Annotated in this window: 15 protein-coding genes; 3 read left to right on the top strand and 12 right to left on the bottom strand. The window is 62.4% G+C overall.

Annotation, left to right across the window (positions count from 1 at the left end; translation table 11 throughout):
- Nucleotides 1-3: 3 nt before the first annotated feature.
- From OLZ32_RS02100 to OLZ32_RS02050, 11 genes are all read right to left on the bottom strand, one after another.
- On the bottom strand, nt 4-828 hold the full coding sequence (locus tag OLZ32_RS02100; RefSeq protein WP_264395424.1) for an inositol monophosphatase family protein: 825 nt from the start codon (nt 826-828) through the stop codon (nt 4-6).
- A gap of 40 nt (nt 829-868) precedes the next feature.
- The gene (locus OLZ32_RS02095) at nt 869-1,696 is read right to left on the bottom strand and encodes an inositol monophosphatase family protein (protein WP_264395423.1); all 828 of its coding nucleotides are present in this window, start codon (nt 1,694-1,696) and stop codon (nt 869-871) included.
- 47 nt (nt 1,697-1,743) lie between these two features.
- Nucleotides 1,744-2,613 carry a tRNA 2-thiocytidine(32) synthetase TtcA gene (gene ttcA / locus OLZ32_RS02090; protein ID WP_264395422.1) on the bottom strand — a complete coding sequence of 290 codons (870 nt, stop codon included), beginning with the start codon at nt 2,611-2,613 and terminating at the stop codon, nt 1,744-1,746.
- A gap of 60 nt (nt 2,614-2,673) precedes the next feature.
- Nucleotides 2,674-3,603 carry a glutaminase gene (locus OLZ32_RS02085; protein ID WP_003540105.1) on the bottom strand — a complete coding sequence of 310 codons (930 nt, stop codon included), beginning with the start codon at nt 3,601-3,603 and terminating at the stop codon, nt 2,674-2,676.
- Nucleotides 3,604-3,705: 102 nt separating this feature from the next.
- Entirely contained in the window at nt 3,706-4,323 is a 618-nt protein-coding gene (gene rpsD / locus OLZ32_RS02080; RefSeq protein WP_003540107.1) for a 30S ribosomal protein S4, read from the bottom strand.
- A 224-nt stretch (nt 4,324-4,547) separates the two neighbouring features.
- The gene (locus tag OLZ32_RS02075) at nt 4,548-6,059 is read right to left on the bottom strand and encodes an ATP-binding protein (protein WP_264419532.1); all 1,512 of its coding nucleotides are present in this window, start codon (nt 6,057-6,059) and stop codon (nt 4,548-4,550) included.
- A 320-nt stretch (nt 6,060-6,379) separates the two neighbouring features.
- Nucleotides 6,380-7,627 (bottom strand): MFS transporter, encoded by a 1,248-nt coding sequence (locus OLZ32_RS02070; RefSeq protein WP_171815686.1) that lies wholly within the window; start codon nt 7,625-7,627, stop codon nt 6,380-6,382.
- 24 nt (nt 7,628-7,651) lie between these two features.
- On the bottom strand, nt 7,652-8,455 hold the full coding sequence (gene murI / locus OLZ32_RS02065; protein ID WP_264395420.1) for a glutamate racemase: 804 nt from the start codon (nt 8,453-8,455) through the stop codon (nt 7,652-7,654).
- On the bottom strand, nt 8,436-9,266 hold the full coding sequence (locus OLZ32_RS02060; RefSeq protein WP_012757650.1) for an RNA methyltransferase: 831 nt from the start codon (nt 9,264-9,266) through the stop codon (nt 8,436-8,438). The genes murI and OLZ32_RS02060 overlap by 20 nt, the downstream gene beginning before the upstream one ends.
- A 4-nt stretch (nt 9,267-9,270) precedes the next feature.
- On the bottom strand, nt 9,271-11,310 hold the full coding sequence (locus OLZ32_RS02055) for an FUSC family protein (protein WP_264395419.1): 2,040 nt from the start codon (nt 11,308-11,310) through the stop codon (nt 9,271-9,273).
- Between the two features lie 107 nt (nt 11,311-11,417).
- Nucleotides 11,418-11,945, bottom strand: coding sequence for a hypothetical protein (locus tag OLZ32_RS02050; RefSeq protein WP_264395418.1), 528 nt, complete (start codon nt 11,943-11,945; stop codon nt 11,418-11,420).
- Nucleotides 11,946-12,133: 188 nt separating this feature from the next.
- Here OLZ32_RS02050 and OLZ32_RS02045 point away from each other — a divergent pair, with 188 nt between their 5' ends.
- The 3 genes from OLZ32_RS02045 to OLZ32_RS02035 all read left to right on the top strand — a co-directional run bounded on the left by OLZ32_RS02045 (nt 12,134) and on the right by OLZ32_RS02035 (nt 14,567).
- Nucleotides 12,134-13,345 carry an NADP-dependent isocitrate dehydrogenase gene (locus OLZ32_RS02045; RefSeq protein ID WP_264395417.1) on the top strand — a complete coding sequence of 404 codons (1,212 nt, stop codon included), beginning with the start codon at nt 12,134-12,136 and terminating at the stop codon, nt 13,343-13,345.
- 71 nt (nt 13,346-13,416) lie between these two features.
- Nucleotides 13,417-13,863 (top strand): GNAT family N-acetyltransferase, encoded by a 447-nt coding sequence (locus tag OLZ32_RS02040; RefSeq protein WP_003540123.1) that lies wholly within the window; start codon nt 13,417-13,419, stop codon nt 13,861-13,863.
- Nucleotides 13,864-13,940: 77 nt separating this feature from the next.
- The gene (locus tag OLZ32_RS02035) at nt 13,941-14,567 is read left to right on the top strand and encodes a glutathione S-transferase family protein (protein WP_264395416.1); all 627 of its coding nucleotides are present in this window, start codon (nt 13,941-13,943) and stop codon (nt 14,565-14,567) included.
- 45 nt (nt 14,568-14,612) lie between these two features.
- On the opposite strand, the gene OLZ32_RS02030 is transcribed toward OLZ32_RS02035, so the two are convergent.
- Complete coding sequence (locus OLZ32_RS02030; RefSeq protein ID WP_264395415.1) at nt 14,613-15,464, bottom strand: AraC family transcriptional regulator; 852 nt, start codon at nt 15,462-15,464, stop codon at nt 14,613-14,615.
- Between the last annotated feature and the right edge of the window lie 91 nt (nt 15,465-15,555).

Below are 15,555 nucleotides of genomic sequence, written 5' to 3'. Positions count from 1 at the left end.
TGTTCAGACCGTAAAAACCTCACGCCGCAGCACGTCCCACGAGGTCTTGTCGGGCGCAATCAGCAGCCCGCCATCGAGATGATGCGGCAGGTAGGCCGAGCCGTCGAAGCGCGCCGCATAGGCGCCGGCCTCCTGCGAGATCAGCGTACCGGCAAGGTGATCCCAGGGCATCAGCTTGTTGTACATGAGGTAATGCACATGGCCGCCGGCAAAGGTGCGGTATTCGTGGGCGGCACAGCGGTAATTGGTGAGGAAGCGAACCTTTGCGAGATTGCCGAGCACTTCGGCGCGCTTCTCCTTCGGCAGGTAGCCGGTCGAGGCCATGCCGACCATATGCTCCAGCCCGACGGGCGCTGCGACCGAGAGCCGCTCGGCGCCGCCATCCGGCCGCCGCAGCCAGGCGCCGCCGCCCTTTTCCGCCATCACCCAGTCGTCGCCCATAGGATCGTAGATGATACCGGCAACCGTCTCGCCGCCGGAGATGACGGACGCCATGACCCCGAAGGCCGGAATGCCGGAGGCAAAATTGAACGTGCCGTCGACCGGATCGACGACGATCGCGAGATCGGCATGTTCGAGGCTGCCGAGCAGATCAGGATCGGCCGCGACCGATTCTTCGCCGAGGAACAGCGCGCCCGGCCAGAGTTGCGCGACTTCCGCCTTGATCATCCGCTCGGCCTGCTCATCGGCCTCGGTGACGAGATCGGTCGCCTCGCTCTTGGCGCGCACGTCGTGCTGGCCGAGCCGGCGAAATCGCGGCAGGATCTCCGCCTTCGCCGCGCGGCGCAGCAGATCGGCCAGAACGGTCACGTCAACAGTCGAAGTCATGTCAAATCCTCACGCTTAGGTCTCTCAGGAGAAGCTTGAATCAGACGCCGACGATCTCGCGCCGGATGAGCTGCCAGCTCTCCTTGTCGGGCGCGGAGATGATGCCACCCGTCGTCTCGCCGGGGCGATAGGGCGTGCCGTCGAATTTCGCCGTATGGCCGCCGGCCTCCTGATGCGCAAGCACGCCGGCCAGGTGATCCCAAGGCATCAGTTTCGTATGGCCGATGAAATGCAGCTTGCCGGAGGCGACCATCCAGTATTCGTAGGCCGAGCAGTTGAATGCGAAAGTCATCCGGATCTTCGCCATGTTGGCGCAGATACGCGAACGGTCCGGCTCGTCCATATGACCCCACGACATGCCGCCAACCATCTGGTTCAGGCTGGCAGGCTCCGCCACCTGCAGCTTTGTCGATTGCCCGTCCTGGCGCGTCAGGAAGGTGCCCGTCCCTTTGATCGCGGTCACCGTGTCGCCGAGAACGGGATCGTGAATGATGCCGGCGACCGTCTCGCCCTTGACGGTCACCGCCAACATGGTCCCGAACACAGGAAGCCCGGCGGCGAAATTGAACGTCCCGTCGACAGGATCGATGACGAAGGCGAGATCGGCATCGGCAAGTGCCGGCACGACGGACCGGTCGGCGTCATAAGCCTCCTCGCCGACGACGAGTGCTGCGGGAAAGCGCTCTCTCAGCGCCGCGGTGATCCGGTGTTCGGCAAGCAGGTCAGCCTGCGTCACCAGATCGATTGCCGAAGTCTTTTCCGAAACATCGGCAGCGCCGAGATTGCGGAAACGCGGCATGATCTCGGCGCGGGCCGCCTCCCGGACGCAATCGCCGAGAAAGAGAATATCCTGATCTGAAATAGTCATGCGAAATCCTGTCCTTGATGCAATAGCCAGCCTGCTTAGTCGGCCATTCATGAAGGATCGGTGACACCAAGGGTGGAAAAGTCGAAGAGTTTCGGGTCGAGCAGATGCGACGGGTTCACATGCGAAAGCGCCCGCAGCATCGTATCCTTGCGTCCCGGCATCCGCCGCTCGATATCGGCAAGCATATCCTTCATCGCATTGCGCTGCAGCCCGTCCTGCGAGCCGCAGAGATCGCAGGGGATGATCGGAAATTGCATGGCGGCGGCGAATTTCGCGAGGTCGTCTTCGGCGGCATAGGCGAGCGGCCGCAGCACCATCAGGTCGCCCTCGTCGTTCAGAAGCTTGGCCGGCATCGAGGCGAGCCGGCCGCCATGGAAGAAATTCATGAAGAAGGTTTCGAGAATGTCCTCGCGGTGATGGCCGAGCACCAGCGCATCGCAACCCTCTTCTCGCGCGACACGGTAGAGATTGCCGCGCCGCAGCCGCGAACAGAGCGAACAATAGGTGGCGCCTTCAGGCACCTTCTCCTTCACGATCGAATAGGTGTCGCGATACTCGATCCGGTGGCGGACGCCGATCTTGGTAAGATAATCCGGCAGAACGTGTTTCGGAAAGTTCGGCTGGCCCTGGTCGAGATTGCAGACGATGAGTTCGACCGGCAGCAAGCCGCGCCATTTGAGATCGAGCAGCAGCGCCAACAGCCCGTAGGAATCCTTGCCGCCGGAAAGGCCGACCAGCCAGCGCTTCTGGCCCTTCAGCATGTCGAAATCGTCGAAGGCCTGGCGCACCTGCCGCAGCAGCCGCTTGCGCAGCTTGTTGAAGGAGACCGAGCGCGGTGCATCGGCAAACAGCGCATGGCCGCTGGTGTCGGCTTCGCCGGTTTCCAAACCATCGGCGATGTTGGCTGCGATATTCATTGCTTCGTCCTACAGAAATTCCACATTTGCTCTAGCAGAAACCCGCCTGGTAACACAGCGTCAATCGCCGAAAACCGACCAGCCGGTGCGCGCCGCAAGCATCTCCAATGCCGCAGCGCCGAGCTGTGAATTGCCGACCTTGTTCAGCCCCGGCGACCACACCGCGATCGAGGCGATGCCCGGCGCCACCGCGAAGATGCCGCCGCCGACGCCGCTCTTGCCGGGCAGGCCGACATGATAGGCGAAGTCACCCGAGCCGTCGTAATGGCCGCAGGTCAGCATCAGCGCATTGATGCGACGCGCCCGCTTCGGCGAGACCACCGAATGGCCGGTCGTCGGATTGCTGCCGCGCGCCGCCAGGAACAGCCCGGCGCGGGCGAGCTGCTCGCAGCTCATCGACAGCGCGCATTGATGGAAATAGACGCCGAGCACGTGGTCGACCGGATGGTCGAGATTGCGGTAGGCGCGCATGAAGTTGGCAAGCGCGAAATTGCGGTATCCGGTCTGCGTTTCCGAGCGCGCCACCTTGTCGTCGATGGTGATCGACTCGTCATCGGCGAGATAACGCACGAAGCGCAGCAGCTCGCCGATTGCCTCGCGCGGCGCATGGCCGGCCATGACGACGTCGCTGACGGCGATCGCGCCGGCATTGATGAAGGGGTTGCGGGGAATGCCGCTCTCGTGCTCGAGCTGGACGATCGAGTTGAAAGCCGATCCGGAAGGTTCGCGCCCGACGCGCTTCCACAACCCCTCGCCGACCTTGCCGAGCGCCAGCGTCAGCATGAAGACCTTCGATATGCTCTGTATCGAGAAGGCGATGTCTGCATCGCCGACGCGATAGACTTTGCCGTCGACGGTGACGATCGCCATGCCGAACTGCTTCGGGTCGACCTTGGCGAGCTCGGGAATATAGTCCGCGACCTTGCCCTCGCCGATCCGCGGCTGGATATCGGCATAGATGCTATCGAGGGTCGCCTGCAAATCTGCCATCACTTCTCTCCAGATCGCAAAAAAGCCGCTCGAAAGAGCGGCTTTCCGTATATCGACGCATGCTGTTGTCTCGCAATCGGTTTCGACTGCGAGACGAATGCATTAACGCGAATAGAATTCGACGACCAGATGCGGTTCCATGACGACCGGGAACGGAACGTCGCTGAGCGTCGGAACGCGGCCGAAGGTTGCGACCATCTTGTTGTGATCGACTTCGATATAGTCGGGAACGTCGCGCTCGGCGAGGCTGACGGCTTCCAGAACGATCACCAGCTGCTTCGACTTTTCGCGAACTTCGATGACGTCGCCGGCCTTGCAACGGTAGGAACCGATGTTGACGCGCACGCCGTTGACCGAGACGTGGCCATGGTTGACGAACTGACGGGCAGCAAAGACCGTCGGAACGAACTTGGCGCGATAGACGATTGCGTCGAGGCGCGACTCCAGCAGGCCGATCAGGTTTTCGGAGGTGTCGCCCTTGCGGCGGTCGGCTTCGGCGAAGATCGCGCGGAACTGCTTTTCGCGCAGGTCACCGTAGTAGCCCTTGAGCTTCTGCTTGGCGCGCAGCTGCACGCCGAAGTCCGAAAGCTTGCCCTTGCGGCGCTGGCCGTGCTGGCCCGGGCCGTATTCGCGGCGGTTCACCGGGGACTTCGGACGACCCCAGATGTTTTCGCCCATACGGCGGTCAATTTTGTACTTGGACGATTCGCGCTTGCTCATCGTATTTCCTTTCAAAGGTTTATGACGGTTTGTTGCCAAACCGCACGAAGGAAACACGCCCTCCTCTGGTCTCTTCCAAGACCTGACAGGATGTTCCGGTTAGCGAACAGGAACGATCCACGGGACATGTCAAATGAAACACCGGGCATTGCTGCCCGGTGCTTGCGGCGGTCTTTAGAGGCCCGTCATGAAAATGTCAACAGCGGCAAACCTGGAAAGCGCCACTATTCCGCCGCCAGCGGTTGATCGCCGGTATCGGGCGCGTTGGCGTCGCCCGGCGCCGTCTGGCAGTCCATATCAGGGAAAGCGACGATACGTTTGCCGGAAAAATCGGCGTGCACGACGATGATGCCCTGCTCCTCGAAATAGCCAAGCAGGCGCCGCGCGCGGCGGGCGGAATGGGTGCCATAGGCGCGGGCGATGCGGGCGTCCGACGGGCACGGCTCACCGCAGACGGCGGCCTTGGCGAGCATCAGGAAGACGCCCTGCAGGTCGTCGGTGACACCTGATGACAGCGACAGCGCCGTCGCCCAGGCATCGGTCGCGGCTGTTGCCGCATCGACGCCGGAACGCGAGATCGCCACGCGCCGGCGGAAATCCGGCAGCGCGATCGGCGGTCCCGGCACCCGGCGCATGCGCAGCCTTACCAGAAAATCCTGGTAGAGCACCGAATCGGTACGGAAGGCGGAGGTGGGATCGTCGAGGATTTCGGCAAGCACGCCGACAAGGCGCTCCTCCCGCTCCTCGGCGGAGACTTCCACCTGGCTCGCTCTCGACTCGGCAGGTACCGCCGATGCCGCCGGCGTCGAGCGCGAGAGTTCGGCCAGAATATCGGTCGTCGGCCGCGGCGCCGGCGGGGCGCGACGCACCAGCGGGCGCTGGAATTCCTCCGGATCGGGCGTGAAGATCAGATCCTCGACATCCTGAGGCGCATCCGGCAGCGGCATCAGCTTCGGGCTGGAAGAGCGCGCCGAGGTCTCCACCGCGCCGATCTGTATCGGCAGCGGCCGGCGCGAAAGCGCCGGTCCGAGAGCGACGAAATTGCCGCGCTTCAGGTCGCGGAACATCTCGGCCTGGCGCCGGTCCATGCCGAGCAGGTCGGCAGCGCGCGCCATGTCGATATCGAGAAAGGTGCGGCCCATCAGGAAGTTCGAGGCCTCGGCGGCGACGTTCTTTGCGAGCTTGGCAAGCCGCTGCGTCGCGATCACGCCGGCAAGACCGCGTTTACGGCCGCGGCACATCAGATTGGTCATCGCGCCGAGCGACATCTTGCGCGCATCTTCCGAGACATCGCCGCCGACCGACGGCGCAAACATCTGCGCCTCGTCGACCACGACGAGAACCGGATACCAGTATTCGCGATCGGCATCGAACATGCCGTTGAGGAAGGCGGCGGCGGCGCGCATCTGGTCTTCGAGATCGAGGCCTTCGAGCGTCAGCACGCAGGAAACGCGATGCTGACGAATGCGGTTGGCGATGCCGGCAAGCTCCGCCTCGGTCCGCTCACCGTCGACCACGACATGGCCGAACCTGTCGCTAAGCGTGACGAAATCACCCTCGGGATCGATGATGACCTGCTGCACCCATTGCGCCGACTGTTCGAGCAGGCGGCGCAGCAGATGCGACTTGCCCGATCCGGAATTGCCCTGCACGAGCAGACGGGTCGCCAGCAGCTCCTCGATATCGAGCGTCGCCGGGCTGCCGGACGCCAATCCCATATCGATGCCAACCTGCACGTCCAATTCCCCTTACAAATTCCCGGCCCGTCTCTAGATCAGGATGATTTTAGGCCCGATCGGCCTAAAATCTGTTTCCTGATCTACATCAAAGAAATAGAGCATGATGTCGTCCGAAACCGCGCACACTTTTCGGCATCATGCTCTAGCAGATTCGCAGGCACCGTTGTCGTCAAACCTTTAAGAACCCACAGGAAAGCCAGCCCTACAGCATCGGCCCGAAAATCGGAATCGATTTTCGGAAAGCCTGATGCGTCGATTCAAGAAGATGGAGCGCCGTGCGTCCAAATGGACGCACGGCGCTCCAGGGAAATAAGGCTTCACACCGCCTCGCGCTCGACGAGGTCGCCCGCCATGTCCTTCTGCGTCGGAATCAGCAAACGTGTGCAGAGCAGGCTGACGAAAAGCGGCGCCAGCAAGACCGCAAGCCCCGCGCGCAAGCCCAGGAGTTCACCGAGAAAGCCGATGATCGGCGGCCCGATGAGAAAACCGGTCAGGGCTGCGAAGGAAAGCGTCGCAACGCTTGAAGCGGGCGGGCGATCAGTCAGCGAAGCGACGGCCGTCACCGCAAGCGGAAACCCGACCGAGACGCCGACACCGACTGCGGCAAAGCCGAGTAGCGCAAGCGGCGTCGCCGGTGCAAGGAGAACGACGAGCATACCGGCAAGCGAGGCGATGCCGCAGCCACGGGCAATGGCAACCGCGCCGAAACGGCCTTTCATGTAATCACCGCTGAAGCGCCCCGCCGCAACCATGAAAGCGAAAACCGAATAACCGAGGCCGGTTTGTGCGCCTTCTGCATTCATGACATCGCGGAGGTAGACCGCCGACCAATCGGCGATCGCACCTTCGGTCATCGTCACGCCGAAGACGAAGGCGCAAATCCCGAGCAGAGCAAGACTGGGCAGCTTGAAGCCGGTCATTGCCTGCGAATTCTCCGCATGGTGACTTTCCGGCAATTTCGGCAGGCGCAGGCTGGCAATCAGCGCAGCCGGCAGGATAACGATCGCCGTGATCAGGATCGACCAGTGCGGCGAAAGCCCGAGGGCTATGGCACCAACGCCGATCAGGCTGCCGGCCATGATACCGAAACTCCAGAAGCCGTGGCAGCGGCTCATGATGATCAGCCCCGTCGCCTTCTCCGTCACATCGGCCTCGACATTCATGCCGAGTTCCACCGTCGAAAGCGCAACCCCAACGACAATCAAGGCGAAGAATAGAAGCATGACGCTGGGGGCGAAGGCTGGAAGCGAAACCACGGCAAGAAAGAAGATGAAACCATAGATGATCGCCATGCGCCCGCCGATGCGCGAGACGAGGCGGCCGGCAAACGGCAGAGTGATCAGCGTGCCGATCGGCAATCCCAGAAGTGCGACGGCGAGATCGGCGGTGCCGAGTTCAAGCTTCGCCTGGATATCAGGAATGCGCGGCAACCAGGCGCCAAAGGCTATCGGCTGCAGAAAGAAGATCAGCATGACAAGTCTTTGCAGCGGCACGGCGCATCCCTTTATGTATCGAGCGGCAAACACCCGCCCGCGATTCCCCACAGAGATGTTGCGCGATGACATCGGTGAAATAAAGCGCGCAGTGCCTTATCGCATGCTGAGACCGAAACCCTGCATCAGCCGGCGCGTCGCAAAGTCGGGATTGCCGGATGTAAAAACCGCAAAGTCGAAATTATCGGGGTGAACGGCATCGGCGATCTGCGGAACGAGTGTGCGCGCCCGCCGGGCAATGGCTTCTGCCGGATCCAGCCAGTCCACCGGCCAAGGCGCCAGTCTGCGGAATAGATTGGCCATGAAGGGATAATGCGTGCAGGCGAGCACGACGATATCGGTCTTGCGGCCTTCCTTCTCGACGAAACATTGGTCGATCTCGGTCAGCACCGCCTCATCGGAAACCGCGTCGCCCCGGATATAGGCCTCCGCCATGCGCGCCAAGTTTTCCGAGCCGACGAGCCGCACATGACATTGCTGCGCAAAGGACTGGATGAGATCGCGCGTATAGGCGCGCTTGACCGTGGCCGGCGTCGCGAGCACCGAGACCAGGCCGGAGCGCGTGCGCTCCGCCGCCGGTTTGATCGCCGGCACGGTGCCGACGAAGGTCATCTGAGGAAAGGCGGCGCGGAGATCGGCACCAACAAGCGTGAAGGCGGTGTTGCAGGCGATGATGCAGACTTCGGGATCGTGCTCCTCGAGCAGCCGGCCGAAAAGCCCGATCACCCGCTCCTTCAGCGCCTGTTCCTCCCAGCCGCCATAGGGAAAGCCGGCATCGTCGGCCACATAGATGAAGCCGCGTTCCGGCATCAGCACGCGCACCTCGCGCAGCACGGTCAGCCCGCCGATGCCGGAATCGAAGACGAGGACGGGTTTCAGCTCATGCGTCGGCGCTGTCATCGGGCGGTGTTTCCTTGGCCGCTGTCGGGAACCGGCCGCCGCGCGGGCTCTTGCGCGAGAAGCGGTCGAGGGAGGAGATGACGCCGCGCAGCACGCTGATTTCCTGCTCCGTGAAGGCCCGGCGGGAGAGTACGGCACGGAGATTGTCGACCATTTTTGGCTTTTTCCCGGCAGGGTGGAAATAACCACGCGCATCGAGCGCCTCCTCCAGCTGGTCGAACAGGCCGAACAGCTGGTCCTTGGTCGAGGGCGTCTGCCCCATTGCCTGGAAGGGCACCGCGCCGAGATCCTCCATGCCTGATTTCATCCACTCATAGGACATCAGCAGCACCGCCTGGGCGATGTTCAGCGAAGCAAAGGCCGGATTGACAGGGAAAGTGACGATCTCGTCTGCAAGCGCCACCTCCTCGTTGGTCAGCCCCCAGCGCTCGCGCCCGAAGAGGATTCCGGTTCCCTCGCCGGCACGAAACCTCGCCCGGAGCGTCTCGGCGGCAATGACCGGCGAACGCACCGGTTTGTAGCCGTCGCGCTCGCGCGCCGTCGTCGCATAAACGAAATTAAGATCGGCGACCGCCTGTTCCAGCGTGTCGTAGACCTTGGTCGCCTCGATGACGTGATCGGCCTTGGAGGCGGTCGCCAGGGCTTTCTCGTTCGGCCAGCCGTCGCGCGGATTGACGAGGCGCAGTTCAGCAAGGCCGAAATTCGCCATGGCCCGCGCCACCATGCCGATATTCTCGCCCATCTGCGGCTCGACCAGAATGATGGCCGGCCCTTCGGCCAGAAGTTGACGCTCGCTGTTCGTGCCTGCCATCGTTCTATCCCTGTTTCGAGCGCGCAATAACCTCGCCCGGCGCAAACGGCAAGACATCAGCCTGCGGATAGAGCCTTTCTAGTGCCGAACCGATCATTTCGAGCCCGAGTCTGGCGCCCTCGCGCGACAGCGGCAGGTGCCGCCCTGTCGTCCGCGATGTCTTGCGCTCGATGAAGAAGCAGGTCGAGCCCTGCGCAGCCGCATCCTTCGACAGCGCCAGATCCGCCACGATCACCTTTTTCAGGTCGTCGGCCTCGGCCGGCGCTGCGTAGCTCTTCGCCAGGATGCGCGCCCAGTAGGTGCAGGAGAGGAAGATCGCCAGCGTCTGGCGGATCTGGCCCGGCCGCGTCACCACCGACCAGGAGGAGCCGAGCGGCTTGGCGGCCACCGTCACGTCGCGGTAGCAGGCATCGATCTTCTGCGACAGCGTAATCAGCGCAAAACCGCTCTTGCCTTCGCCGATCGCGCTCAACAACTCGTCCAGCGCCTGAAACCAGCGCGCGAGTGCCGCATCCAGCGCGCCGCGCGTGCGTGCCGGAAAGACCAGGAAGGCGACCGCCGTTCCGACCACCGCGCCGATCAAGGTCTCCCCGATGCGCAGCTGCAGGAGATCGAGCGTCAGCACCCCGGTCATGCCGTAGACCAGGCAGAGCACGATCGAGATGAAAAAGGTCATCGTCGCGTAGGAGACCTGCAGGAAATAGAAAGCGAGGAAGATGCAGATAGCCGCAACCGGAATGGCGATTGCCAGCTGCCCCGAAATCAGCGTCGCCAGCAGGAGGCCGATGGCAATCCCGAATACGGTGCCGAGCGAGCGCGACAGCGCCTTCATCGCCGTGTCGCCGCGCGAATTGGTGTTGGTGAAGACCAGGAAGGCGGCAAGCACCGCCCAGAACCAGCGGTCGCGCGACAGAAGCAGGCCGAAGCCCATGGCGAGCGCCGAGGCGAGCGTGATCTGCAGTGCCGAGCGCAGCAGCGGATTGGCAAAAGAAAAGTCGATCCTTTCAGGCTGCGCAGTGTCCTTGACGGCATCGATGCCGGCAAAGCCGGAGGCCCGCCCCTCGCCGATCGCCTGCGTCAGCTGCTGCCGCGCCTCGCCGAGCCAGAGAAGCGCCCGCACGGTTTCGCCCTGAGGCTCGTCCTTGATGGCTTCAGCCATGGCACTATAGGGTGCAAGTTGGGTTGCATCCGCCTCGATCACCGCATGGACGAGCGCGAAGGGCGGCGGGCTCTGGAAGCTCAGCACGATCGCACTCTCGGCGGCAAGATGCGCATCGAAGAGCCGGATCGCCAGCTCTGCGGCGGGATCGGCGGCAGCATCGAAAACCCCGCCGGCCGGGCGTGGAATGAAGGTTTCGGCCATCAGCACCACTTCCTTCAGCCGGTCTTCCAGCTGGCGCAGTTCCTGCCGGTCGGCTTCGCTGATCTCGGCGCCGCCGGCAAGGGTGGCGAGCTTGAAGAGGATCTGGTTGATCCGGCCGCGCACGCTTTCGAGCGAGCGCAGCAGGTCGCGCCGCCAATCATCCGGCAGAAGCACCGCCCTCACCACATGGCCGACCAGCACTGCGACGACGGGGCCGGCCGCCACATAAGGCAGCTCGGCAAGCGAAGGCTGGAAATAAGCGCCCATGAAATAGGAAGTGAAGGCGAACATGCCGATTGCAAAACCGCGCGGCCCGAACACCCGCCCGGCGGATGCCAGCGCGATCACCGTCAGGAAGACGATATCGGAGAGAAAACGGCGGTCCTCCAGCCCCGCGGCGATGCCGACGACGGCAATGCTCGCGACACAGCCGAAAAGCCGCGTCACCAACTGGCGCGAATTGCCCTTGTCGCGCACTGCCACCCCGCCCTCGATCGACAGCACGATGCCGAGGCCGAAGGCCGCCGTCGGCAACGGCACGATGAACATCTGGATGGCGAACAGGATGGTGAAGGAGAGGACGATCGTCAGCGTCACCCGCGAAGCCATCCGCAGGCGCGAAAGCGCCGGATCGTTGGCAAGCAGCCAGTCGCGGAACTGAAAACCGGAAAACAAGTGCAAGAGCCCCTCATGCTGCCCAGATCGACAGATACCGCCGCACGAGCGGAAATCAAACCGCCAGAGAACAAGATCACGATCGAATCCCGATGCTCTCGAATGTCGCGCGCCTATTGGCCCTTGGCAATCAGCGCCATCGTCGCCTTCAGGGAATCGCGCGCCTGCGTTTCGATATTCTCGGTGACGATATCGTCGATGACGGGCTTGCCGCCTTCATCGACCACCAGGAAATGAACGGTCGTATAGTCCTTGGCATCGGGCGCATCCGAGCAGGCGGACTTTCGGAAGCGCACTGTCACCTCAGCCACGCCGTCGACCACAGGCGCTGCCGCCATCGTCAGATCCTCCAGCGGGCAGGCATCCTGGCCGTTGACGATGACGTCGTAGTCGAAGGGCGAAATGCCGTCGTCGTCGACGGCCGGAAACTGTGCCGCCGCCTGGTATCTCGCGACGAAATCGCGGCTGTAGAGATGATCGAGCCGGCTCGCATCGAAGATGTCGGTCCAGTCGCTGTTGTTGTCGGCCCAGTTGCTCCTGGTCGCCTCCATGATCTCCCTCACGGGAGCGGTAATGTCGGCGGCATGGCCGATGCCGGAAAAGGCGATAAGGCTTACGATAACAACGGCGAATGTCTTCATGGTCGAATGTCCAGGGGCGGCAGATCGAGGCGGACACTAGCCAATTTCCGGCGCTTGGCAATGGCGGCAAAAACGCATTGTCGAGCCCCTTGCAGCTTTGCGTTCCCTGATCACAATGCTATAGCGCTCCTCATCACATCACCCACCCGGGACGCCGGTCCCCATTGAAGCTCGAACGAGGCAGATACATGAACAAGATCAAGGTCGCCAATCCCGTCGCCGATCTCGACGGCGATGAAATGACGCGCATCATCTGGCAGCTCATCAAGGATAAGCTGATCCATCCGTATCTCGACCTCGACATCGACTATTTCGACCTCTCGGTCGAAAACCGCGACGCCACCAACGACCAGGTCACCGTCGATGCCGCCAACGCCATCAAGAAGTACGGCGTCGGCATCAAGTGCGCGACGATCACGCCGGATGAGGCCCGCGTCAAGGAATTCAACCTCAAGGAAATGTGGAAGAGCCCGAACGGCACGATTCGCAACATCCTCGGCGGCGTCATCTTCCGCGAACCGATCATCTGCAAGAACGTGCCGCGCCTCGTTCCCGGCTGGACCAAGCCGATCGTCGTCGGCCGCCACGCCTTCGGCGACCAGTACCGCGCCACCGATTTCAAGTTCCCCGGCAAGGGCAAGCTGACGATCAAGTTCGTCGGCGAGGACGGCACAGTCATCGAGAGGGAAGTCTTCAACGCACCGGGTGCCGGCGTTGCCATGGCCATGTACAATCTCGACGAGTCGATCCGCGAATTCGCCCGCGCCTCGATGATGTACGGTCTGATGCGCAAGTGGCCGGTCTATCTGTCGACCAAGAACACGATCCTCAAGGCTTATGACGGCCGCTTCAAGGACATCTTCGAAGAAGTCTACGAGACCGAATTCAAGGATCAGTTCAAGGAAGCCGGCATCACCTACGAACACCGCCTGATCGACGACATGGTCGCCTCGGCGCTCAAGTGGTCGGGCGGTTATATCTGGGCCTGCAAGAACTATGACGGCGACGTCCAGTCCGACACTGTTGCCCAGGGCTTCGGCTCTCTCGGCCTGATGACCTCGGTTCTGCTCACGCCCGACGGCAAGACGGTCGAAGCCGAAGCCGCTCACGGCACGGTCACCCGCCACTACCGCCAGCACCAGAAGGGCCAGGAAACCTCGACCAACTCGATCGCCTCGATCTTCGCCTGGACCCGCGGCCTGGCGCACCGCGCCAAGCTCGACGACAATGCCGAGCTCGCCCGCTTCGCCGCAACGCTCGAAAAGGTCTGCGTCGACACCGTCGAATCCGGTTTCATGACCAAGGACCTGGCGCTGCTGATCGGCCCCGACCAGCCGTGGCTCTCGACCACTGCCTTCCTCGACAAGATCGACCAGAACCTGCAGAAGGCCATGGCGTAAGCCTATCTTTCCAAGATAACATCGAAGCGGCGGGGATTTCCCCGCCGTTTTCATTTTGGGAGAATGAACCGATGACGGCCATCCTGCGACCGCTCGAATCCTCGGACCGCGCCGCTTGGGAACCCTTGTGGGAGGCCTATCAGCGCTTCTACGAAGTGGTCATCCCGCCAGAAACCACAGATCTCACCTGGGCTCGCTTCCACGATCCTGACGAACCGATGCATGCGCTCGGCGCATTCGACGAAGACGGCCATCTTGTCGGCATCGTCCATGCCATCTTTCACCGTTCCTGCTGGCTGCCGCAATGGACCTGCTACCTGCAGGATCTCTATGTCGACAACAGCCAGCGCGGGCTGGGTACCGGTGCAGCTTTGATCGAGGCCGTCGCCGACCTCGCCCGCGCCAACGGCGCAGGCAGGCTCTACTGGATGACCCACGAGACCAACGCAACGGCCCGCCGGCTCTATGACAGGATCGCCGAGCGCTCCGGCTTCATCCAATATCGCAAGGCGCTCTAACGGCCGGGACTTGCAGGCGGCCATCGCTGCGCTATTGATTCCGTGGGACCAAATAACGGCAACACGAGGAGGACGTCATGACCGAAGAATTGGTATTCTATACGAACCCGATGTCGCGCGGCCGCATCGCGCGCTGGATGCTGGAGGAGATCGGCCAGCCTTACCGCACCGAGCTCCTGACCTTCGGCGAAACCATGAAGGCACCGGAATATCTCACGGTCAATCCGATGGGCAAGGTGCCGGCAATCCGCCACGGCGACACCATCGTCACCGAATGCGCGGCGATCTGCGCCTATCTGGCCGAGACCTTCCCCGAAAAGGCGCTGGCGCCGAGGCCGGAGGAGCGCGCCCGCTATTACCGCTGGATGTTCTTTGCCGCCGGCCCGCTCGAATCGGCGGTGACGATGAAGGCTCTCGGCTTCGAAATTCCGAAGGAACGCCTGCGCATGGCCGGCTGCGGCAGTTTCGGCGACGTCATGGACACACTCGAGAAAGCCGTCTCCGCTTCGACCTACATCACCGGCGAGCGTTTCACCGCCGCCGACGTCTATGTCGGCTCCCATATCGGCTGGGGCATCGGATTCGGCGGCATCGAAAGACGCCAGGCCTTCCTCGATTATGTCGTCCGCATCAGCCAGCGTGAGGCCTACAAACGGGCGAACGCCCTTGATGACGAAGCCATCAAGACCATGCAGGCCGCTTGAAAATTCCAGGACGCGGCAGATCCGCCGCGCCCCCGATCGACGACTTTAGACAAGCGGCATGTGAATATCCGTCAGAAGCTCGGTCGGCGACACCTCGCGCGGATTGTTGAGATATTCCTCGAACATGACCCTGTCCTTCAACTGCCGGCCGGATTTCGGCAGCCATTCGGCAAAGAGCCATTGATAGGACTTGGACATGTCGGCATAGGGACCCTTGTGGCGCAGCACCGCATAATCGCCGCCGTCGATCGTGCGCCGCTCGAAGGGTGTCGCGGCCGGCACTTCGGCAGCGCCGGTGACGCAGGCTATCGAGCGCAGCTTTTCCTCCGGCACAAGATCGGGATCGTCGAGATAGACGCCGATCATCCGCATGTCGGGCTTGGCGAGGCCGCGGGCATAAAGCGTGCCGAACAGCGTCTCGAAGGCCTTGTCGATCTGCATGTAGGAGCCGGTATGGGCAACGCCGATCAACTCGATAGGCCCGATCTCACGTATGGTAACGTCTAACATGACTTTGGTCTTTCCGTTAGGTGAGGGTTCGAAGGCTGTGTGGCTTCCCTCTCTGCGATAGCGGGCCGGCGGCATGCCGTAGACCGACTTGAAGATACGATTGAAGGATTGGAGATTGGGATAGCCTGATCGCTTCGCAATTTCGCTGACGGCAAGCTCCGTGCGGACGATCTCGCCCGCCGCACGATGCAGCCTGAGCCGCTTGACGGTGGCCGCCAGCGTCTCGCCGTAAATCGCCCGGTAGATCCTGTGCCAGTGATAGCTCGACATGCAGGCGATCTCGGCAAGGCGCCCCATATCCAGCTCCTCGTCGAGGTGGTCGTGAATATAGGCCGAAACCCGTCTCAGACGGTTTTCATAAAGTGCCCATGCCGTTTCGCCATTCATGTCGGAACCTCGTGCAAATCGATCGACCGCAGAGAACCATAGTCCGATTTGACAAATCCTGCTGACTTGCCCCTCCGGCGAATCCTGCGTA

This window comes from Rhizobium acaciae, assembly GCF_025941625.1.
GTDB classification, from domain to species: domain Bacteria; phylum Pseudomonadota; class Alphaproteobacteria; order Rhizobiales; family Rhizobiaceae; genus Rhizobium; species Rhizobium acaciae.
This window is presented reverse-complemented; position numbering and strand designations above follow the sequence as displayed.